The organism is Promicromonospora sp. NPDC060204 (assembly GCF_042728455.1).
GTDB lineage: Bacteria > Actinomycetota > Actinomycetes > Actinomycetales > Cellulomonadaceae > Promicromonospora.
Genome location: NZ_JBHWZO010000102.1, coordinates 1 through 20,244 on the forward strand (window position 1 = coordinate 1; position 20,244 = coordinate 20,244).

General features: G+C 75.0%; 15 protein-coding genes. 11 read left to right on the top strand and 4 right to left on the bottom strand.

Annotated elements, in window-relative coordinates:
- Window positions 1-57: 57 nt before the first annotated feature.
- Complete coding sequence (gene clpB / locus ACFWEJ_RS14560) at window positions 58-2,685, bottom strand: ATP-dependent chaperone ClpB (protein ID WP_377229917.1); 2,628 nt, start codon at window positions 2,683-2,685, stop codon at window positions 58-60.
- Window positions 2,686-2,812: 127 nt separating this feature from the next.
- Between clpB and cpt the strand changes: the two genes are divergently transcribed.
- Entirely contained in the window at window positions 2,813-3,370 is a 558-nt protein-coding gene (gene cpt, locus ACFWEJ_RS14565) for a chloramphenicol phosphotransferase CPT (protein ID WP_377229918.1), read from the top strand.
- Window positions 3,354-4,148 carry a sulfite exporter TauE/SafE family protein gene (locus ACFWEJ_RS14570; protein WP_377229919.1) on the top strand — a complete coding sequence of 265 codons (795 nt, stop codon included), beginning with the start codon at window positions 3,354-3,356 and terminating at the stop codon, window positions 4,146-4,148. Before cpt ends, ACFWEJ_RS14570 begins: the two co-directional genes overlap by 17 nt.
- Here the strand turns inward: ACFWEJ_RS14570 and ACFWEJ_RS14575 are convergent.
- From ACFWEJ_RS14575 to ACFWEJ_RS14585, 3 genes are read right to left on the bottom strand one after another with little or no spacing between them, the layout of a single operon-like run.
- Entirely contained in the window at window positions 4,145-5,572 is a 1,428-nt protein-coding gene (locus ACFWEJ_RS14575) for a carboxyl transferase domain-containing protein (protein ID WP_377229920.1), read from the bottom strand. The genes ACFWEJ_RS14570 and ACFWEJ_RS14575 overlap by 4 nt on opposite strands.
- On the bottom strand, window positions 5,569-6,801 hold the full coding sequence (locus tag ACFWEJ_RS14580) for a CaiB/BaiF CoA transferase family protein (protein WP_377229921.1): 1,233 nt from the start codon (window positions 6,799-6,801) through the stop codon (window positions 5,569-5,571). The genes ACFWEJ_RS14575 and ACFWEJ_RS14580 overlap by 4 nt, the downstream gene beginning before the upstream one ends.
- A gap of 14 nt (window positions 6,802-6,815) precedes the next feature.
- Window positions 6,816-8,138 (bottom strand): SLC13 family permease, encoded by a 1,323-nt coding sequence (locus tag ACFWEJ_RS14585; RefSeq protein WP_377229922.1) that lies wholly within the window; start codon window positions 8,136-8,138, stop codon window positions 6,816-6,818.
- 105 nt (window positions 8,139-8,243) lie between these two features.
- On the opposite strand from ACFWEJ_RS14585, the gene ACFWEJ_RS14590 reads away from it, so the two are divergent.
- The 9 genes from ACFWEJ_RS14590 to ACFWEJ_RS14630 all read left to right on the top strand — a co-directional run bounded on the left by ACFWEJ_RS14590 (window position 8,244) and on the right by ACFWEJ_RS14630 (window position 20,201).
- Window positions 8,244-8,960: a FadR/GntR family transcriptional regulator gene (locus ACFWEJ_RS14590; protein WP_377229923.1), complete on the top strand. Its 717-nt coding sequence runs from the start codon at window positions 8,244-8,246 to the stop codon at window positions 8,958-8,960.
- Window positions 8,957-9,718, top strand: a complete 762-nt coding sequence (locus ACFWEJ_RS14595) for a sulfite exporter TauE/SafE family protein (RefSeq protein ID WP_377229924.1) — start codon at window positions 8,957-8,959, stop codon at window positions 9,716-9,718. Before ACFWEJ_RS14590 ends, ACFWEJ_RS14595 begins: the two co-directional genes overlap by 4 nt.
- Before the next feature lie 70 nt (window positions 9,719-9,788).
- Window positions 9,789-10,439, top strand: coding sequence for an ArsR/SmtB family transcription factor (locus ACFWEJ_RS14600; RefSeq protein ID WP_377229925.1), 651 nt, complete (start codon window positions 9,789-9,791; stop codon window positions 10,437-10,439).
- Window positions 10,436-11,725, top strand: coding sequence for an MFS transporter (locus tag ACFWEJ_RS14605; protein WP_377229926.1), 1,290 nt, complete (start codon window positions 10,436-10,438; stop codon window positions 11,723-11,725). Before ACFWEJ_RS14600 ends, ACFWEJ_RS14605 begins: the two co-directional genes overlap by 4 nt.
- Complete coding sequence (locus ACFWEJ_RS14610; protein ID WP_377229927.1) at window positions 11,722-12,669, top strand: alpha/beta hydrolase; 948 nt, start codon at window positions 11,722-11,724, stop codon at window positions 12,667-12,669. Before ACFWEJ_RS14605 ends, ACFWEJ_RS14610 begins: the two co-directional genes overlap by 4 nt.
- A gap of 114 nt (window positions 12,670-12,783) precedes the next feature.
- Window positions 12,784-17,142, top strand: coding sequence for an SCO7613 C-terminal domain-containing membrane protein (locus tag ACFWEJ_RS14615; protein WP_377229928.1), 4,359 nt, complete (start codon window positions 12,784-12,786; stop codon window positions 17,140-17,142).
- A gap of 85 nt (window positions 17,143-17,227) precedes the next feature.
- The gene (locus tag ACFWEJ_RS14620; RefSeq protein ID WP_377229929.1) at window positions 17,228-17,821 is read left to right on the top strand and encodes a GNAT family N-acetyltransferase; all 594 of its coding nucleotides are present in this window, start codon (window positions 17,228-17,230) and stop codon (window positions 17,819-17,821) included.
- 34 nt (window positions 17,822-17,855) lie between these two features.
- Entirely contained in the window at window positions 17,856-19,568 is a 1,713-nt protein-coding gene (locus ACFWEJ_RS14625) for a DNA-3-methyladenine glycosylase 2 family protein (RefSeq protein ID WP_377229930.1), read from the top strand.
- Window positions 19,569-19,637: 69 nt separating this feature from the next.
- Complete coding sequence (locus ACFWEJ_RS14630) at window positions 19,638-20,201, top strand: methylated-DNA--[protein]-cysteine S-methyltransferase (protein WP_377229931.1); 564 nt, start codon at window positions 19,638-19,640, stop codon at window positions 20,199-20,201.
- Window positions 20,202-20,244 lie beyond the last annotated feature (43 nt).

Genomic DNA, 20,244 nt, shown 5'->3' on the forward strand with positions numbered 1-20,244 from the left:
TCACAAGACCGTCACATCCGGGTGCGCCCGCGACGCGGTGCGCACCCGGAGCTCCGGCTACGCGGTGAGCACCCGCCGTTCGAGGGTCAGGCCCTCCCCGGCACCGCGGTCCACGACCACCGTGTCGCCGTCGGACACCTCGCCCGCGAGCAGCAGCCGCGCCAGGCGGTCGCCGATCTCGCGCTGCACGAGGCGGCGCAGCGGCCGGGCACCGTAGGCCGGGTCGAAGCCCTCCAGGGCGAGCCACTCGCGGGCCGCCGCGGTGACCTCCAGCGTGATGCGCCGGTCGGCGAGCCGCTTCGAGAAGGCGTCGACCTGCAGGTCGACGATGCGGCCGAGCTCGTCGAGCGACAGCGCGTCGAAGACCACCACGTCGTCGAGCCGGTTGAGGAACTCCGGCTTGAAGGCCGCGCGGACGGCGGTCATCACGGACTCCCGCCGCTCCTCGTCCGACAGCATCGGTTCCACGAGGAACTGCGAGCCGAGGTTCGAGGTCAGCACCAGGATGGTGTTGCGGAAGTCCACGGTGCGACCCTGGCCGTCGGTCAGGCGGCCGTCGTCGAGCACCTGGAGCAGGATGTCGAAGACCTCGGGGTGCGCCTTCTCCACCTCGTCCAGCAGCACCACCGAGTACGGCCTGCGCCGCACGGCCTCGGTGAGCTGACCGCCCTCCTCGTACCCGACGTAGCCCGGAGGGGCGCCGACGAGCCGGGCCACGGAGTGCTTCTCCCCGTACTCGGACATGTCGATGCGCACCATGGCGCGCTCGTCGTCGAACAGGAAGTCGGCGAGCGCCTTGGCGAGCTCGGTCTTGCCCACGCCCGTGGGCCCGAGGAACAGGAACGAGCCGGTGGGCCGGTCCGGGTCGGAGACGCCTGCCCGGGTGCGCCGCACGGCGTCGGACACCGCGGCGACCGCGGCCCGCTGCCCGATCAGGCGCTCGCCGAGCACGTCCTCCATGTGCAGGAGCTTCTCGGACTCGCCCTGGAGCAGGCGCCCGGCGGGGATACCGGTCCACGCCGCCACCACCTCGGCGATCTCGTCGGCGCCGACCTTGTCGGCGATCATCGGCGGCTCGGTGGTCTCCGGGCCGAGGCCGTCCGGCACGTCCTCCGCGCCGGCTTCCTCCTCCTCGGCGGCCGCGAGCTCCTTCTCGACGACGGGAATCTCGCCGTACTGGATGCGCGCCGCACCCTCCAGGTCGCCCTCGCGGAGCTTGCGCTCGGCGTCCGTGCGCAGCTCGTCGAGGCGGGCGCGCAGGTCACCCACGCGGTTGTGCCCGGCCTTCTCGGACTCCCAGCGCGCGGTGAGCGCGGCCAGCGCCTCCCGGCGGTCGGCCAGGTCGGCGCGGAGCCGTTCGAGCCGGTCCTTGGACGCGGCGTCGGCCGACTCGGAAAGCACGACCTCCTCCATCTCGAGGCGCGTGACGGCGCGCTGCAGCTCGTCGATCTCGATCGGCGAGGAGTCGAGCTCCATGCGCAGGCGGGACGCGGCCTCGTCGACCAGGTCGATCGCCTTGTCGGGGAGCTGCCGCCCGGAGATGTACCGGTCGGAGAGGGATGCGGCGGCCACGAGCGCCGAGTCGGCGATCGTCACCTTGTGGTGCGCCTCGTAGCGCTCCTTGAGCCCGCGCAGGATCGCCACGGTGTCCTCGACCGACGGCTCGCCCACGAAGACCTGCTGGAACCGGCGCTCCAGCGCGGGGTCCTTCTCGATGTGCTCGCGGTACTCGTCGAGCGTGGTGGCGCCGACCATGCGGAGCTCGCCGCGCGCGAGCATGGGCTTGAGCATGTTGCCGGCGTCCATCGCGCCGTCGCCGCCGGCGCCCGCGCCGACCACGGTGTGCAGCTCGTCGATGAAGGTGACCACCTCGCCGTCCGACGCCGTGATCTCCTCCAGGACCGCCTTGAGGCGCTCCTCGAACTCGCCGCGGTACTTGGCGCCGGCCACCATCGAGGCCAGGTCGAGGGAGATCAGCCGCTTGCCCTTGAGGGACTCGGGCACGTCGCCCGCGACGACTCGCTGCGCCAGCCCCTCGACGACGGCGGTCTTGCCGACGCCGGGCTCGCCGATGAGCACCGGGTTGTTCTTGGTGCGGCGGCTCAGCACCTGGATCACGCGGCGGATCTCCGAGTCGCGGCCGATCACCGGGTCGAGCTTGCCGTCGCGAGCCTGCTGCGTGAGGTCGGTGCCGTACTGCTCCAGCGCCTTGTAGGTGCCCTCCGGGTTGGGGCTCGTGACACGGCCGGAACCGCGGACGGCCGGCAGGGCCGCGCGCAGCGCGTCGGCGGTCGCCCCGGCGTCGGACAGGATCTGCGCCGCGGACGACTGCCCGGCGGCGAGCGCGATGAGCAGGTGCTCGGTGGAGACGTACTCGTCGCCCAGCCCCTGGGCCTCCTTGCCCGCCAGGTCGAGCACCGTCGCCAGGGCGCGGCTCGCGCTCGGCTGGGCCGTGCTGGACCCGCTGGTCTGGGGCAGCGCGACGAGGGCGGCGCGCACCTGCTGGCCGATGGCCTGCGCGTTCGCCCCGACGGCGTCGAGCAGGCCGACGGCCACGCCGCGCTCCTGCTGGAGCAGCGAGGCGAGCAGGTGGACCGGCTCGAGCTGCGGGTTGCCGGCCGCCGACGCCGACTGGATGGCGTCGCCGATCGCCTGCTGCGACATGGTCGTGAACTTGGTGTCCATGAAGCCTCCCGGGGCTGGTGAACGTGGGCGGAGTTCTACCTCGATGAAACCGTCTCAAAGTTGAGTCTATTCCGCTCAACTTGATAATCACTGTAGCGCGCCTCACCGACACTCGTACGGTGACCGCATGAGCACCCAGGTCATCGTCCTCAACGGCGGATCCAGCTCCGGCAAGTCGGCGATCGCCCGCGACCTCCAGGTCGTGCTGCCCGAGCCCTGGCTCTCGCTCAGCATCGACACCCTCGTCGACGCGATGCCCGCCCGGCTGACGACCGGCGGCGACGGGATCGGGTTCGCCGACGACGGCGGCGTCGCCGTCGGGCAGGACTTCATGACGCTGCAGGACGCCTGGATCACCGGGCTGGTCGCCATGGCCCGCGCGGGCGCGCACCTCGTGGTCGACGACGTGTTCCTCGGCGGCGCCGGGTCCCAGCGCCGCTGGCTCGACGCGCTGGGCGACGTGCCGACGCTCTGGGTCGGCGTGCGGTGCCACCCGGCGGTCGCCGCGCGGCGCGAGGCCACCCGCGGCGACCGGGTCACGGGCATGGCCGCGCAGCAGGCCGACGTCGTCCACCGGGGTGTCCGGTACGACCTGGAGATCGACACCACGAGCACCGGGTCCCTGGACTGTGCGCGGACCATCGCCGCTCACCTGAGATCATCACGGGGTGACCGAGCAGACTGACGACTCCCTGACCCCACCCCGCGCCGCCCTCGTGGGAATCGTCGGCGGGTCCTTCTCGGGGCTGTTCGGCCTGGGTGGCGGCATCGTGATGGTGCCGCTCCTGACCTCGCTCGGCGGCCTCACGCAGCGCCGGGCCAGCGCCTACTCGCTCGCGGCGATCCTGCCGGCGGCGATCGTCGGCTCCATCCCGTACCTGACCCACCAGGCGGTCGACCTGATCTCGGCCGGGCTGCTCGTGGTCGGTTCCGTGGCCGGCGCCGCGTACGGGGCCCGGCTGCTCGCGCGCGTGCCGGAGACCCTCCTGCGCTGGCTGTTCGTCGGCGTGCTCGTGGCGGGCATCGTGCGCTCCCTGCTCGACGCGTTCGCCGACCCGCCGCTGGTCGACACCGCGCAGGGCGTCCCCAGCCTGCTCGACGGCGCCGGCATGGTCGGGCTCGGCCTCGTGATGGGCATCGCGTCAGGCCTGCTCGGCATCGGCGGCGGCCAGATCGCCGTGCCGGGCCTGTCCGCCCTGTTCGACTTCGCGCCCGCGCTCGCCAAGGGCACGTCGCTGGTCGCGATGATCCCCACCGCGATCTCCGGCACCTGGGTCAACGCCCGCAACGGCCTGGTGCACCTCAAGACGGCGGCCATCATCGGCCTCGTGGCGTCGGTCTTCTCGTTCGGCGGCGCGAGCCTGTCGGTCGTGCTGCCCGACAACGTCGCCTCGATCGCGTTCGCGGCGCTGCTGGTGTTCGCGCTGGTCCAGCAGGTCCGCAAGGCGGTCGAGAAGCGCTAGGCCCCGGCCAGCCGCGTCAGCACCGCCGCGCACTCCGCGGCGACGGCCCTGGCGATGTCCGGCACGGTGTCGTCGTCGTGCTCCGGGACCACCCGCTGTACCGCGCCCTCGGCGAGCAGGTCGACGGCGCGCACGTGCTGCGCCTCCGCCAGCTCGGCCGCGTGCGTGGTGTCCCCGTGCACGATGACGCTCGCCCCCTCGGGCGGCAGCGGCGACAGCCAGGCGTGCTCCGCCGCGATCACCGCCTGCGCGGGCAGCAGCGCGAGCGCCCCGCCGCCGCAGCCCTGGCCGAGGATCACCGACAGCGTCGGCACGGTCATGCGGGTGAGCGCAGCCATGCAGCGCGCGATCTCGCCGGCGAGCGCGCCCTCCTCGGCGGCCTGCGACAGCTCGGCCCCGGGGGTGTCGATCACGGCGACCAGGGGCAGCCGCAGCTCCTCGGCCAGCCCCATCGCGCGCCGGGCCACGCGCAGCGCGGCGGGACCCATCGGGGTGCTCTCGGTCTGCCGGCTCCGGTCCTGCCCGACGACCAGGCATGGCCGGCCGTCCAGCCGCGTGAGCGCGACCAGCATCGACTCGTCCCGCTCGCCCTCGTCCGTGCCGGACAGCCGCACGGTCCCCGACGCGCCGTGGCGCAGCAGGTCGCGCACGCCCACCCGGCCCGCGGCGCGGGTCCGCAGCACGGAGTCCCAGGCGGACGTCGTCCCGGAGGGCTCGCCCGTCCGGCGCGGCAGCGTGGACGACGACGGCGGGTCGACCAGCACCGCGAGCGCCCGTTCGACCAGAGCTGGCAGGCTCTCGGGCGTGACGACGCCGTCGAGCACGCCCTTGGCGGCGAGGTTCTCGGCGGACTGCACGCCGTCGGGCAGCGCCCTGCCGGTCAGGGCCTCGACGACGCGCGGGCCGAGGAACCCGATGAGGGCGCCCGGCTCGGCGACGGTGAGATGGGCGAGCGATCCCCAGGACGCGTAGACGCCGCCCGTCGTGGGGTGCCGCAGGTAGACCAGGTAGGGCAGGCCGGCGTCGCGGTGCGCCATGACGGCGCGCGAGATCTCGACCATCCGCAGGAAGGCGGGGGTGCCCTCCTGCATCCGAGTGCCGCCGGACGCCGTCGTGGCCAGGACGGGCAGGCGCTCCGCCGTCGCGCGGCGGACGGCGGCGGTGATCCGCCGGGCGGCGGCCCGGCCGATGGACCCCCCGAGGAACCGGAACTCGTTGACGACGACCACCACGGGCCGCCCGCGCACGCGACCGCGGCCGGTGAGCACGGACTCGTCGGTGCCGGCCTTCTCCGCGGCGGCGGCCAGCACGGCGCGGTACTCCGCGGAGTGCCCGGAGGTGTCGACCGGCTCGTCCCAGGACTCGAAGCTGCCGGCGTCGAGCACCAGGTCGAGCAGCTCGCGCGCCGTCCAGCGGCGGGTCACGGACCGGCCTCCGGCCGACGTCCGCCCAGCCCACCGGGCCCACCCAGCCCGCCCGCCCCGCCGGCCGCGTCGAGCCAGGCCCGGATCCGGGCGGCGTGCTCGTCCAGCACCGGCGGCGCGCGGTGCTCGCGCCGCGTGACCTCGGCGCCGTCGGCGTCGAAGAACCGCAGCGGCGGGCCCGGCAGGGTCAGCCTGCCGAGGCTCGTGTGCTCCACGTCCACGAGCAGCCCCTGGCTCGCGGTCTGCTCCCATGCGTACACCTCGTCGAGCGTACGCACCCGGCCCGCCGGGATCCCGGCGTCGGACAGCTTCGTCAGCAGCGCGTCCGCGGCGTAGGGCTCGAACGCGTCCTCGACCAGCTTGATCACCTGGTCGCGGCGGGCCACCCGCCCAGAGTTGTCCCGCAGGCCCTCCGCGTCGGCGTCGAGCCCGAACGCGAGGCAGAACTTCTGCCACAGCGCCTCGGACCCGACGGCGATCTGGACGGCGCCGTCACGGCAGCGGAACAGGCCGTACGGCGCGATGGAAGGGTGGTGGTTGCCCTGCGCGCGCCCCACCTCCCCGGCGACCGTCCACCGGGTGCCCTGGAAGGCGTGCACCCCGGTGACGGCGGCCAGCAGCGACGTCCGGACGACCTGGCCGACGCCGGTCCGGTGCCGCTCGTGCAGCGCCGCCAGCACGCCGTACGCGCCGTAGATCCCGGCGAGCAGGTCGCCGATCGGCACGCCCACGCGCTGCGGGTCGTCGGGGCCGGAGCCCGTCAGGGACATCAGGCCGGCCTCGCCCTGGGCGATCTGGTCGTACCCGGCACGGCCGCCCTCCGGCCCGTCGTGCCCGAACCCGGTGATCGAGAGCACCACCAGGCGCGGGTTGCGCTCCAGCAGCGTCTCGACGCCCAGGCCGAGCCGGTCCAGGACGCCGGGCCGGAAGTTCTCCACGAGCACGTCGGCGCGGTCGACGAGGTCGAGCAGGGTCGCCCGGTCGGCGTCGGCCTTGAGGTCGAGCGCGATGGACTCCTTGTTGCGGTTCGCGGAGAGGAAGTACGTCGACTCGCGGGCGTCCTCCTCGCCGACGAACGGTGGGCCCCAGCCGCGCGTGTCGTCGCCCCGCCCGGGCACCTCCACCTTGACGACGCGCGCGCCCAGGTCGCCCAGCATCATGGTGGCGTGCGGCCCGGCGAGGGCGCGGGACAGGTCGACGACGACGACGTCGGTCAGGGGTCCGGTCATGGTGCTCACCGTGCTCACCAGCCCGGCAGGACGAGGATGGCCCAGACCAGCAGCGGCCCCACGAGGGTGACGATGACGGCGTAACCGAGGATCTGCTTGTAGTAGGCCTGCTCGGAGATCGTGTCCGGGCGGTTGGCGAGCATCAGGGCTCCGTTCGTGGAGAAAGGGCTGACATCGACGATGGTCGACGAGACGGCCAGGGCGGCGGCCATCGCCCAGGGGCTCACGCCGCCGGCGGCGATGAGCGGCACGGCGATGGGGATGATGACCGGCAGCAGCGCCGTCGACGACGCGAAGGCCGAGACGATCCCGCCCACGTAGCAGAGGACGAGCGCGCCGACGGCCGCGACACCGAGGCCCGCGGCCCAGGTGCCGATGTACTCGGGCGCGCCGGAGGCGGTGAGGATCGCGGCATAGGTACTCACGCCCGCGACGAGCAGCACGGTGGGCCAGGCGATCTGCTTGACGGCGTCCTTGTGCTGGTGCGGGGACAGCATGGCCAGCGCGACGGCGGCGGTGATGGAGACGAAGCCGATGTTCTGGTCGAACGCGAGCGCGGTCGTGGCGACGGCGGCGAAGGCGACGAGGGTCAGCACGTGGTCGCGGCGCACGCCGAGCCCGCGCGTGGTGGTCGAGATGCCCGCGCCCTGGCCGCTGACGGTGACGGAGGTGCCGCCGGCGTGCAGGTCGTCGACGAGGTGCCCGGACGCGTCGGCGGGGTCGACCCGCTCGTTCATGAGCTGGCGGCCGCCGAGCGCGAGGAACAGGACCACGGCCATCGCGGTGTTGATCGCGAGCGACGCGATGAAGACGCCCATCTCGGTGCCCTCGTAGCCGACGTCGGCCATGACCGAGTTGGTGATGGTGCCGTAGATGCTGATCGGCGAGAACCCGCCGCCCTGGGCGCCGTGCACCACGAACATGCCCATCATGAGCGGGTTGATCTTGTAGCGGCGGGCGAACCCGAGGGCGACCGGGCCGATGATGGCGCAGGCCGCGGGGCTGGCGGCACCGATGGCGGTGAGCAGCGCGGTCACGGCGAACATGACCCAGGGGATGAGCGCCGCCCGGCCGCCGACGGCGCGGACGGCCTGGGAGACGATGAGATCGACGGTCCCGTTGTTCTTGGCGATCGAGAACAGGTACGTGACGCCGATGAGCGTCAGGACGAGATCGGCGCTGATCCCGCCCAGCACCTCCTTCTCGTCCATGTGCAGGGCGAAGACGCCGACAAACCACGCCGCGACATAGGCGAGCGCGCCCATGTTGATCGGCAGGACTGTCCCGGCGACGAACAACGCGACGAGCGCGATGATCGCGATCCACTCAGGACCCATGAGAACTCCTCTGTCTCCATCGCGGCGGTCACCGTTGACCGACGAGGCACGATGGATCAGTGGCCTAGCCAATAGGCCAGTGTCCGTTCTGTCAAGTATCCTCAGGTGGTGACCCCGAAGGCTTCCGCCGAACTGCCGACCCCGCTGGCCCGCACCCGCCTCTACGAGCAGGTCGCGGAGCAGATCACCACGTGGATCACCCAGAACGGGCTGAAAGCCGGCGACCGGCTGCCCCCGGAGCGGGAGCTCGCCGCCCGGCTCGGCGTCAGCCGCGCGACGCTCAGCCAGGCGCTGGTCGCGCTCGAGGTCGTGGGCGTCGTGGTGGTGCGGCACGGTGACGGCACCGTGCTGACCGGCAAGCTCGGCGAGAGCCGCATCGTCGAGGCCATCCGCGCGCACGCCGACCGCATGCCCGAGATCATCGACATCCGGGACGCGCTGGAGACCAAGATCGCCGCCCTGGCCGCGCAGCGCCGCACCGAGGACGACCTCGTCGCGATCGACGCCTCCCTGGACGCGATGGCGGCGTCGATCGAGCACGGGGACCGGGGTGTGGACGCCGACGAGCAGTTCCATGCAGCAGTGACGGCCGCGGCGCACTCCGACCTGCTGGCCCGGACGATGCGGGAGATCGCCAGCCTGATCCGCGAGAGCCGCATCGAGTCGCTCTCCCAGCCCGGCCGGCCGCGCAACTCCCTGACCGGGCACCGCGCCATCGCGGACGCCATCCGCGCCCGGGACCCGCAGGCCGCCGCCGCGGCCATGCACGCGCACGTCGAGATGGTCAGCGACGTCGCCCTGCTGCGGGAGGACGAGCGATGACCGGCTGGGAGCACCTCGCCGTGCTCGGCGCCGGCTTCGGCGCGGGCGTGCTGTCCACGACCGTCGGCGTCGCCTCGCTCCTCAGCTTCCCCGTGCTGCTGGCCGTGGGCCTGCCGCCCGTGGTCGCGAACGCGTCGAACACCGTGGGCCTGGTGCCCGCCGGGCTGAGTGGGTCGTTCGGCTACCGGCAGGAGCTGCGCGAGCACCCGCGCGTCGCGCTGATCGTGCTCATCACCTGCGCCGTCGGGTCCGTGGGCGGGGCCGTGCTGCTGCTCGCGCTGCCGCCCGGGGTGTTCGAGGCGATCGTGCCGTGGCTGATCCTGACCTCCTGCCTGCTGGTGGGCGTGCAGCCCTGGATCAGCCGGTGGCTGCGGCGCACCCGCGACGAGCCGACCCGGCTGCGGCACGGCATGTCCCCCGCGACCGTCGTCTTCTCGGTGCTGACCGGCGTGTACGGCGGCTACTTCGGCGCGGGCGCCGGCGTCATGATGGCCGCCGTGCTGGGGCTCGGGACCGACCTGGCCGTTCGGAACATCAACGCGCTGCGCACCGTCGCGCTGCTCGCCGCGAACGTGATCGCCACGGTCATCTTCGTGTTCGTCGCCGACCTGGACTGGCTGGCGATCGGGCTGCTGGCCGCGGGATCCGTGGTGGGCGGGTACGTGGGCGCGCGCATCGGCCGCAAGATGCCGCCGAGCGTGTTCCGGGTGCTCGTGGTGGTCGCCGGCGTGGTGACCGCCGTCGTCATGCTCTTCTGACCAGGCTCGCGTGCACAATTTTTGTGCATGACTCTTGTGCACAGAGATTGTGCACGCGTACTGTGCACGTATGACCGATCCCCAGGACGACTTCCGCCTCACCCCAGAGGCCGTCAAGGTGCTCGCCCACCCGCTGCGGTCGCGCCTGCTCGGCGCCCTGCGGCGTGGCGGGCCCGCGACGGCCACCACCCTCGCGACCGCGCTCAGCACCAACACCGGTGCCACCAGCTACCACCTGCGCAAGCTGGAGTCCGTGGGCCTGGTCGGGGACACCGGCGACGGCGCCGGCAAGCAGCGCCTGTGGCGCGCCACCACGAGCTCCCACAGCTGGACGCCCTCGGAGCTCTCCTCCGACGAGGACGCCGCGACGGCCCTGAGCTGGCTGCAGCGCGACTACCTGCGGCTCTTCAGCACCGAGTTCGGCCACTGGCTCGACGTCGCCGAGGCCTGGCCCAGCGAGTGGCAGGACGCCGCGGGCCAGGGCGACACCGGGCTCGACCTGAACGCCGAGCAGCTCACGGCGCTCCGCGCGGACATGGACCTGCTGTTCGAGCAGTACCGGGAGGCCGGAGGTGGCCCCGGCTCCCGCCGCATCACGATCTGGCAGGCCGCCTTCCCGCTGGAGGCGGACGACGTGCCGGGCGCGGACGACGCCGGGACCTCCGGCGGCACCTCCGCTGGCACCGACGCCGGCACCGAGGACGGGACGGACCGGTCATGACCCCCCTGACCCCGCACCGCGCCCGGCAGGTCTTCCTGCTGCTCACCCTGACCCGCTGGTTCCCCGTCGGGCTGGTCGTCACGGTCACCACGCTGCTGCCGATCGAGCGCGGGCTGTCGGTGCCGCAGGCCCTCACGGCGCTGTCCGTCGGCGGCTTCGTCGTGTTCGCGCTGGAGCTGCCCACCGCGGGCCTGGCCGACTCGCTCGGCCGGCGGCCGATGCTCGTCGCGGCCGCCGTGCTGCAGGTGGCGGCGGCCGTGGTGTTCCTCACCGCGCAGTCCTTCTGGGCCTTCGCCCTCGCCGCAGCGGTCACCGGCATCTTCCGGGCGCTCGACTCCGGCCCGCTGGAGGCCTGGTTCGTCGACACGGTGCACGCCACCGAGCCGGGGGCCGACGTCGACCGTCCGCTCGCCGCGCAGGGCACGGTGATGGGGGTGGTCATCGCCGCGGGCGCCCTGGTCTCCGGCGCCCTCGTCTGGTGGCACCCCGTGGCCGCGTGGTCGGCGCTCGTGCTGCCGTACGCGGTGTACGCCGTGCTCGCCGTGGTGCACCTGGTGGCTGTCGTCGTGCTGGTCCGGGAGGTGCCGCGCACGGCGGGCGGCACGGGGGTGGGGAGCCGGCTGCTCGACTCGGCCCGCCAGGCGCCCGGGGTGGTCCGCGACGGGCTGCGCCTGGCGCGGGACAACCGGGTGCTGCGCTGGCTGCTGATCGTCGAGGTGTTCTGGAGCGTGGGGATGGTGATCTTCGAGACGTTCCAGCCGATCCGGCTCTCCGAGCTCCTGGGCGGCACGCAGGCCGGGGCCGCGGTCTCGGGACCGGCCGCGGCCGCCGGCTGGGCGGTCTTCGCGGGCGGGGCGGCCCTGACGGGCCTGGCCACGCCCCGGCTCGGCGTGGCCCGGACGGCGATCATCGCGCGCGTGCTCAACGGGCTGGGAACGGTGTGGATGGGGCTCGCGCTCGGTCCGGTCGGCCTGATCGCCGCGTACCTCGTGACCTACGGGCTGCACGGCGCGTGCGGGCCCGCCTACCAGGCGCTGCTGCACCGCGAGGCCGAGTCCCGGAACCGCACCACGGTGCTCTCGATGGCGTCGATGCTCTCGTTCGCCGCCTACTCGCTGGGCGCGCCCGCCCTCGGCTGGACGGCGGGTCTGCTGTCCACCCAGGCGGCCATGATCATCGGCGGGGTGTTCAGCACGCTGGGCGCCCTCTGCTTCCTGCCCGCGCTGCGCCGGGAGCGCATGTTGTCTGGCCGCGCGCCGCGCATGTCGGGCACACTGGCCGGGTGAACGACTGGACCGAGGACGTGCTGGGTGCGGGCTTCGAGGCCCGCACGCTCCAGCTCCCGGGCGGCGCCGAGGCCACCCTGATCCGCTACACGCCCGAGGGCGGACCGGTGGTCGGGCGCCCGCCCGTGCTGTACGTCCACGGGTTCACCGACTACTACTTCCAGCGGCACCTGGCCGAGGCGGTCGCCGGGCGGGGCTACCCGTTCTACGCCGTCGACCTGCGCGGCCACGGCCGGTCCATGGACGCGTGGACGGCGGCGGGCGGCGACGCCAACATGATCAACCGCCTGGAGCTCTACGCGCAGGACCTCGACGCGGCCGCCGGCGTGATCGCCGCGGACGGCCACACCGGGCTGGTGCTCCTGGGGCACTCGACGGGCGGTCTCATCACCTCGATGTACGCGAACGCGCGGCCCGGCCGGGTCACCGCCCTGGTGCTGAACAGCCCCTGGTTCGACCTCAAGGGGAGCTGGTCCGACCGCACCCTGGTCACCCAGGCCGTCTACGTGCTCGGCCGGGTCACACCACGGCTGGTCGTGTCCCGGCTCGGCGAGGGCTACGGCCGGTCCCTGCACGCCACCAACGGCGGCGAGTGGGAGTACGACCTGCGGTGGAAGCCGTACGCGGGGTTCCCGGTGCGGGCCGGGTGGCTGGCGGCGATCCGCCGCGGGCACCGCGCGGTCGGGCGCGGGCTGGCCGTGCAGTGCCCGGTGCTCGTGTGCACCAGCGGCCGCACGGGGTCCGACGCCGGGGACGTCGCGGAGCAGCTCGGCACGGACGTGGTGCTCGACGTGGCGCACATGCACGCCCGCGCGCCGCGGCTGGGGCAGACCGTGGAGATCGCCGTCATCGAGGGCGGTGCGCACGACCTGGCGCTGTCCCCGAAGCCGGCCCGGGAGAAGTACCTGACCACGGTGCTGGACTGGCTGGACGCCACGGTCTGACGCCTCTGGACACCACGTCCAGACGCGCGAAACGCACATTCGGCATGAAACTGTGACCGTTCCCTGGCGTGCCGGGCTGTCCTCGTAGGGTCCGGCTCCGCCAGGCTTCCGCCCATGGAAGAGACGTGGGTACGTCACGCGCTGCGGCGGCTGCCCGACACCGTGTCCTGCCCGGCCTGCGGCGCGACCCTCCACGGGACGGTCTGCGGGACCTGCGCGCTCGACCTGGGCGGCCGGCGCGGGATCGAGGTGCACGAGGCCTCGCTCGCCGTCGAGCGGGCCATCCGTGAGCGACAGCGGGTCCTCGACGAGATGCGCGCCGAGCAGCCAGCGGCGGCGGCTTACGCGCGGAAGGCCGGAGCAGCCGCCGGGTCGGCCCCGGCAGGCTCAGGCCCGGTCGGCTCAGGTGCCGCGAGCCCGACGACGGCGGGCCCGGCGTCGGCCGGGACGGCGGGCTCGTCCGGCGCGAACCGCACGACGTCCGCCGGCGCGGTGGCCGCGGCCGGAACCGGTGCCGCGGCCGGCGCCGCCCCGTCGGCCGGCACCGTCGCCAGTCCAGTGCGGCAGCGCAGCACCGTCGCGCTCCAGCCGATCCTCGCCGGGGTCGGCGCGGCGCTGGTCGCCGTCTCCGCGGTGGTCTTCGTGTTCTTCACGCTCGCCGACCAGCTCGTGCTGCGCACGGTCGCGACGCTCGCGGTCACGGTCGCCTCCGTGGTCGCGGCGGCGCTGATGCGCCGGGCCGGGCTGCGGTCGTCGGCGGAGGCAGTGGCGACCCTGGCCGTCGCGCTGGGCTGGGTGTGCGCGGAGCTCGGGCTGGAGGCCGGGCTGCTCGGCGGCGTCGCGCCGTTCCTCGCCCGCGCGGCCCTGCTCGCGCTGCTCGCGCCGGCGCTCGTGCTCCTCGGCAGCCGGCTCCGGGTGCGGTCGTGGGTCGCCGCCGGCGCCGTCGCCGCACCGCTGGTGCCGGTGCTGCTCGCGGCGGGCCTCTCCGACGTCGGCCTGCCCCGGTGGGTCTGGATCCTCGCCCTGGTCGCGACGGGCCTCGTGGCGCACTACGCGAGCGGCCTCCTGCTCCGGGCCGGCGAACGGCTCGACACCACTCTCCGGTGGGAGTCGCGGGTGCTGGGCGTGGTCCGCACCGTCGCGCTGCCCGCGGCCCTCCTCACCACGTTCACGCTGCCCGACGTCGCCCCGCTGCCCTTCGCCGCCTGGTGGGCGGCCGTCACGGTCGGCGCCGTCGCGGTCGGGCACGCCCTGCGGGTCCGGGCCTGGGTCACGACCGGCCTGGTCGCGGCGCCGTTCGCGGCGTTCCCGGCGGCGCTCGCCCTCTCGGACGACGACGGCACGCTGCCGTGGGCCGTCGGCGCGGGCGCGCTGCTCGTCGCCCTGGCCGCGCTGGCGGGGCCGCCGGTCGCGCGTGTCTCGGGCCCGCGCGTCGGCTCGGCGCTGCGGGTGGAGCTCCGGCTGCTGGAGGTGGCCCAGGCGCTGGGGGTCGCGCTGGCTGTCTGCACCGCGTTCCTGGTGCCGCCGGCCGATATCCTCGCCGGCCTCCCCGGGGACTCCGAGACGGCGGCCGTGCTGGCGGTCACCGCCGTCGCCGCCGCCGTGCTGCGGCGCGGCACGCACCGCCGCTGGTGGACCTTCGCCGCTGGGGCGCTCGGCGCGGTCGCCGCCCTGTTCCTCACGGAGTGGGCGGACATCGAGTTCCTGTGGGTGCTGCCGGCGGCGGCGGGCGTCGCGTGGGCGGTGCTCGCCGTGACGCTGACCGTGCTGGTCGCCGCACGTGCGCGCGGGCTCGTGCCCGCCGCCCGCACGCGTGCCGACCTGCTGCTCGCGGCGTGGCTCGTCGCGGTGCTCACGGCCGTCCCGGCCCTGTGGCTGGCCGCGCTGCGCGTGCTGGAGGTCCTGACGGGCCCCCTCGGCGCCGCCCCCGCGCGGACGCCGGGCGATGCCCCGCTCGGTGGCCCGTTCCTGCCGGCGGACGAGCGCGGGCTGAACGTGCTCGGCGTGCTCGTGCTGGCCGTCCTGGTGCTGGCCGCGTCCCGGCTGGGCGTCGCGGCGGGCCCGGCGTCGCGACCGCCGTCGGCCCTGGTGCGGACCGCCCGGGGCCTCACGCCGTGGGCGACGGTGGGCCTCGCCGTCGCCGCGACGCTGCACGCCCGGCTGGCCGCGGTGACGTCGCTCGCGCTGCTGGCGGTCCTCGCCGCCGTGCTGCTGGCGGCGACGGCCGACCCGGCGCGCTCCTGGCGCGGGCTGCGCGCCGTCGTCACGGCTGTGCGGGCGGGGGCCGACGGGCTGCGCCGGGCCACGCGGCTCACGGTGCGGCTCGGCGGCTCCGCGATGAGCCCGCAGGAGGGTGCGACCTGGCGTCCGGCCGCGCTGACCGGGGCCTGCGTCGCCCTCGTCCTGCTGACGGTCGGCTCGTGGCAGAGCCGCCCCACGGTGCTGGTCGCCACCGCCGTCGTCGTGCCGCTGGCGCTGGCCGCCCGCGCGGCCCTGCCGCGCGTCTCGCACCCCGTCCTCGTCGGTGGCGCTTACGCGTACGCGCTGGTCGTGGGCGGTGTCTGGCTGGGCTGGCTCGGGTTCGGCTGGGTCGCCGCCGTGTGCACCGTGTCGGCGGCGGCCTCGCTGACGGCGGTCGCGGTGACCGTCGGCACGCGCGTGGCCCGCACCCAGTGGTTCGCGGTGCTCGGCGTGACGGCCGTGCCGTTCGCGCTCGGGGTGTACACCGTGGTGCTCGACCGCACCTGGTGGTCCGCCGGGGCGGCCGCAGCGATGCTGCTCCTGGAGCTCGTGCTGCTGCTCACCCGGCGGACCGGGCTCGCGCCCGCCGTCCGGGTGCTGGCCGCGGGCCTGGTGCTGCCCACCACCGCGGTGGCGATCGTGAGCGCGGGCGCCATGCTGCTGCCGCTCAGCGGTTCGCCCGTGCTGCTGCCGGTGATCGCGGCGGCGGTCGCCGTCGTCGCGGGCGGCGCGCCGCGCGTGGCCGGCTTCCTCGCCCGCCGGGTGCCGGACGCCGGCAGCGCAGGCGCTCTGGTGCGCGGGATGCTCGAGCTGAGCGCGGTGGTCACCGGCGCGATCACGATCGGCCTGGCCTACGGCCGCCCGGCCGCCGGGCCCGACGTCGCGGTGGCCGTGCTGCTGCTCCTCGCCGTCGGCGCCGGGGTCGTGGCGCGCGAGCCCGACCGCACCAGGGTCTGGTGGGCCGCCGGCGCCCTCGCGACGGCCGCGGCCTGGACCGCGCTGGCCGACGGCGGCGTGCGGCTCGTCGAGGCCTACACCCTCCCGCCCGCCGTCGGCGCGGTGCTCGTCGGGGCGCTGCTCGCCCGGCGGGTCCGGACGCACGGGTGGCGGCTCGTCGCCGCGGGCCTCGTGCTCGCACTCGTGCCGAGCGACCTGACGCTCGCCCTCGGCGCGACCCCGGGAGACCCGCGCGCCTGGGTCCTGCTGGTGACCGGCCTGGTCCTGACGCTCGCGGTCCTCGCGCTCCGGCGGTGGCCGGTCGTGTCGGCCGAGTGGTCCGCACGGGCCCGGACCCTGCTGGCGGGCGCCGTGCTGCTCGCGGGTGCGGGCCTGACCGTCGAGTCGTTGCAGGTGGCGGGGTCCACGGTCGGTGATCCGGGGGTCCGGTTCGCGACGGGACTGGGCTGGGCCCTCGCGGCGGGTGCGCTCGCCCTCGTGGCCGTCGGCGGTGCCCGGACGGGCGCGCCGTCGGGCCGCCTGCGGCGCGCGATCGACACCGCGGGCCGCGTCCCGGCGCTGCTCTTCCTCACCGTGGGGGCCGTGGCGAACACCGAGCCCCACTGGGGCGCGATCATCACGCTCTGGGCGCTGGAGGTCGCGCTGCTCGTGCTCCTCGTGGTGGTCGCGCGGCGGCTGCTGCGCGGGCACACCACGGGTGTCCCGTCCTGGGCCGTCTGGATGGCGGCCCTGGCAGCGGGCATCGCGGCCTGGGTGCCGCGGGAGCTGCGGGTCGAGGTGTTCTCCGTGCCGCTCGGCGTGGGGCTCGTCGTGGCCGGCTGCTTCGCGCTCGGCGAGTGGGAGGCGCGCACCAAGGTGGGCGGGCCCGACTCGGCCCGGGTCCCGGAGCGCACCCTGGTGGGCTGGCCCGTGGGCTGGACGGGCTCGTGGGCCCTGCTGGGGCCCGGGATCCTGGCGCTGCTCGGGCCCTCGGTGCTCGCGACCTTCACCGACCCGCAGACGTGGCGGGCCGTGCTCGTCGTCGCCGTGGCCCTGACCGGGGTGCTGGTCGGATCGCGCCGCGGGCTCGCGGCGCCGTTCCTGCTGGGGGTCTGGGTGCTGCCCGTCGAGGTGCTGATCGTGTTCGTCAGCCAGCTCGGGACCGAGATCTCCGCGGTGCCGTGGATGCTCACGCTCGCGGCGGCCGGCGGGGTGCTGCTCATCATCGCTACCCTGGACGAGCGGCGGACCGAGGGCTACGGGGGTGCGGCGGCGTACCTCCGGGACCTGCGGTGAGCGGGCCACGGCCGCGTCTCCCGGACGCGGTTCCGGGCTCCGGACACGGGAACCCGGGGCGCCGCGTGCGTGATGGGATGGCGCGATGCAGCACGATCTCCGCCTCGCCGCCCACGGCGTCCGCCTCGAACCGCTGACGCGCGACCACGCGCCGGCCCTGGCCGCGCTGGTGGACACCCAGCTCTGGGCGGGCATGACCAGCGCCCTCCCCGACACCGTCCCCGCGATGGAGGCCTACGTCGACGCCGCGGTCGCGGCGCCCGACCACCTCGCGTTCGTGGTGCTCGGGTCCGACGGCGCGGTGCGCGGCTCGACCCGGTTCTACGAGCTGAACACCGGGCAGCGCCGGGTCGAGATCGGCTCGACGTTCTACGGCCGGGACTGGTGGGCGGGCGCCACCAACCCGGCGTGCAAGCTGATGCTGCTGCGGCACGCCTTCGAGGAGCTGGGGCTGCGCCGGGTGGCGCTGCGCTGCGACGCGCGCAACACGCGCTCGCGCGCGGCGATCCTCAAGCTCGGTGCCCGCGAGGAGGGCCGGCTGCGCGCGCACCGCGTGGCCCCCGACGGTTCCGAGGGCGACACCCTGTACTTCTCGATCCTTTCGGACGAGTGGCCCGGCGTCCGCGAGGGCCTCGAGGCGCGTCTGACGGCCCTCACTGCCGTGTCCGAATCCCGCTAGCCGCTACGCCCGGACGGGGCGCAGGATGGTGGGCATGACCGACGTCGAGCTCCGCGATCCCGCGTTCACCGAGCGCTACCGCGCCATCGCCGCGCGTGACTCCCGCTTCGACGGGCAGTTCTACACCGCGGTCCGTACCACCGGAATCTACTGCCGGCCCTCGTGCCCGGCCCGCACGCCGAAGGCCGAGAACGTCTCGTTCTACCTGACGTCCGCCGCCGCGCACGAGGCCGGCTTCCGCGCGTGCAAACGGTGCCTCCCCGAGGCCGCGCCGGGCACGCCCGCGTGGGACCTGCGCCGCGACCTCACGGGCCGCGCCATGCGCCTGGTCGCCGACGGCGTGGTCGACCGCGAGGGCGTGTCCGGCCTCGCGCAGCGCCTGGGGTACTCCGAGCGGCAGCTCCACCGGCTGCTGGTCGGCGAGCTGGGCGCCGGGCCGCTGGCCCTCGCCCGGGCGCAGCGCGCGCAGACGGCGCGCACCCTCCTGGTCGGCACCTCGCTGCGCCTGGCCGACGTCGCGTTCGCCGCCGGGTTCGGCTCGATCCGGCAGTTCAACGACACCGTGGCCGAGGTCTTCGGTGCGACGCCGTCGGAGCTGCGCGCCCGCGCCCGGCGCCCGGCGCGGTCGGGTGCGGCCGGCTCACGCGCCGCCCGTGAGATCGGTCAGATGGCGCGAGATCGGTCGGTCGACGGACCGAGCTCAGGTCATCCGACCGAAGTCGCGACGACGGCGGCCGAGCCCGTACGGATCTCGCTGACGCTGCCCGTTCGGGAGCCGTTCGACGCGCGCGGCGTGCTGGAGTTCCTGGCCGTGCGCGCCGTCGAGGGGGTGGAGTCGGCGGACCTGGGGGTCGGCGTGCTCCGGTACGCCCGGACCGTCCTCCTGCCGCACGGCCCGGCGGCGTTCGAGGTGCGGGTGCCCCGGCCCGGCAGCGGCCGGGTCGACCTGGACCTCGAGCTCGCCGACCTCGCCGACGCGCCGGTCGCCGTCGCGCGCGTGCGGCGGCTGCTGGACCTCGACGCCGACCCGGTCGCCGTCGACTCCTCGCTCGCGGCCGACCCCGTGCTCGCGCCGTCGGTCGGGGCGGTGCCGGGGATCCGGGTGCCCGGCACGCTGGACCCGGCCGAGCTGCTGGTGCGCGCGATCGTGGGGCAGCAGATCAGCGTCGCCGCGGCGCGCACACACCTGTCCCGCCTGGCGAAGGGCGTGGGCACCCCGTACGTCTCGGCGTTCGAGGGACTCGGTCTGCTGTTCCCGACGCCGCGCCAGATCGCCGGTCCCCCGGCCCCACAGGCGGACGGGCGCGGTCGGGCGGACGGCGCGGTCGCCGACATCGTCGCGAGCAACGGCGTCCCGACACGCGCCGACGTCCCGCCCGCCCAGGACGGCGCCGCCTACCTCCGGCTGCCCGCCCGGACGCTCGCGACCGTGCTCGGCGCGGCCCGGGACCTCGCGGACGGGACGCTCACCCTGAGCGTCGGCGACGACCCGGACGACCTGCGCCGTCGCCTGGTGGCCCGGCCGGGGATCGGTCCGTGGACGGCCGGGTACGTGGCGCTGCGCGTGCTCGGCGACCCGGACGTCCTCATGGACGGCGACGTCGCGCTGCTCGCCGGGGCCCGCAACCTCGGGCTGGTTTCCGCCGAGGAGTCCCGGCCCCACCAGTTCAAGGAGCTCGCCGTGCGCGGCGCGGCCTGGGCGCCCTGGCGCTCGTACGCCGCGATGCACCTCTGGCGCTCCGCCTGACGTGTCGGACCCACAGGTCACCCGGGTGACCTGTGCGCCTGACAGCCCGAACTCTCGGAAGGAAGAACAATGAAGACCACGACCCTCATCACCCCCGACGGCCCCTTCAGCGTCGTCGTCGCGGCGGTCCCCGCCGGCGACGGCGGCCCGGCCCGCGACGGCGGCCCGGCCGGCGAGACGCGGGAGCAGGTGCTCGCCGCCGGCTGGACGAACGACGTCGACGCGCTCCTCGCCCTGGTCCACCCCACGCTGCGCCCGTCCGGCGACGTCCGGGACACGAACCCGACGGGGCTGCTCGCCGAGGCCGCGGACGCCGTCCGCGCCTACTACGACGGCGACCACGGGGCGCCGGGGCGCATACCGGTGCTCCAGGCGAGCGGGCCCTACCGGACGCACGCGTGGGACGTGCTGCGCGAGGTGAAGGCCGGCGAGCGGCTGACGTACAGCGAGTACGCCGTCCGGACCGGGCGGCCGGCGGCCGTCCGCGCGGCGGCCGGGGCGTGCGCGATGAACGCGGCCGCGCTGTTCGTGCCGTGCCACCGCATCCTGCGCACGGACGGCACGCTCGGCGGGTTCCGCTACGGGCTGCCGATCAAGGAGAGCCTGCTGGCCCGCGAGGCCCCGGCAGCGTGACGTTGCGATCGCGGCGTGACGTTCGCTGTCTCTTATACACATC

What these genes read in the sequence shown, in the direction of transcription:
- ACFWEJ_RS14595 (WP_377229924.1), top strand. Translation starts at nt 8,957, where the DNA reads ATGACCGGCTGGGAGCACCTCGCCGTGCTCGGCGCCGGCTTCGGCGCG.
- ACFWEJ_RS14615 (WP_377229928.1), top strand. Translation starts at nt 12,784, where the DNA reads ATGGAAGAGACGTGGGTACGTCACGCGCTGCGGCGGCTGCCCGACACC.
- ACFWEJ_RS14620 (WP_377229929.1), top strand. Translation starts at nt 17,228, where the DNA reads ATGCAGCACGATCTCCGCCTCGCCGCCCACGGCGTCCGCCTCGAACCG.
- ACFWEJ_RS14585 (WP_377229922.1), bottom strand. Translation starts at nt 8,138, where the DNA reads ATGGGTCCTGAGTGGATCGCGATCATCGCGCTCGTCGCGTTGTTCGTC.
- ACFWEJ_RS14625 (WP_377229930.1), top strand. Translation starts at nt 17,856, where the DNA reads ATGACCGACGTCGAGCTCCGCGATCCCGCGTTCACCGAGCGCTACCGC.
- clpB (WP_377229917.1), bottom strand. Translation starts at nt 2,685, where the DNA reads ATGGACACCAAGTTCACGACCATGTCGCAGCAGGCGATCGGCGACGCC.
- ACFWEJ_RS14605 (WP_377229926.1), top strand. Translation starts at nt 10,436, where the DNA reads ATGACCCCCCTGACCCCGCACCGCGCCCGGCAGGTCTTCCTGCTGCTC.
- ACFWEJ_RS14600 (WP_377229925.1), top strand. Translation starts at nt 9,789, where the DNA reads ATGACCGATCCCCAGGACGACTTCCGCCTCACCCCAGAGGCCGTCAAG.
- ACFWEJ_RS14580 (WP_377229921.1), bottom strand. Translation starts at nt 6,801, where the DNA reads ATGACCGGACCCCTGACCGACGTCGTCGTCGTCGACCTGTCCCGCGCC.
- cpt (WP_377229918.1), top strand. Translation starts at nt 2,813, where the DNA reads ATGAGCACCCAGGTCATCGTCCTCAACGGCGGATCCAGCTCCGGCAAG.
- ACFWEJ_RS14630 (WP_377229931.1), top strand. Translation starts at nt 19,638, where the DNA reads ATGAAGACCACGACCCTCATCACCCCCGACGGCCCCTTCAGCGTCGTC.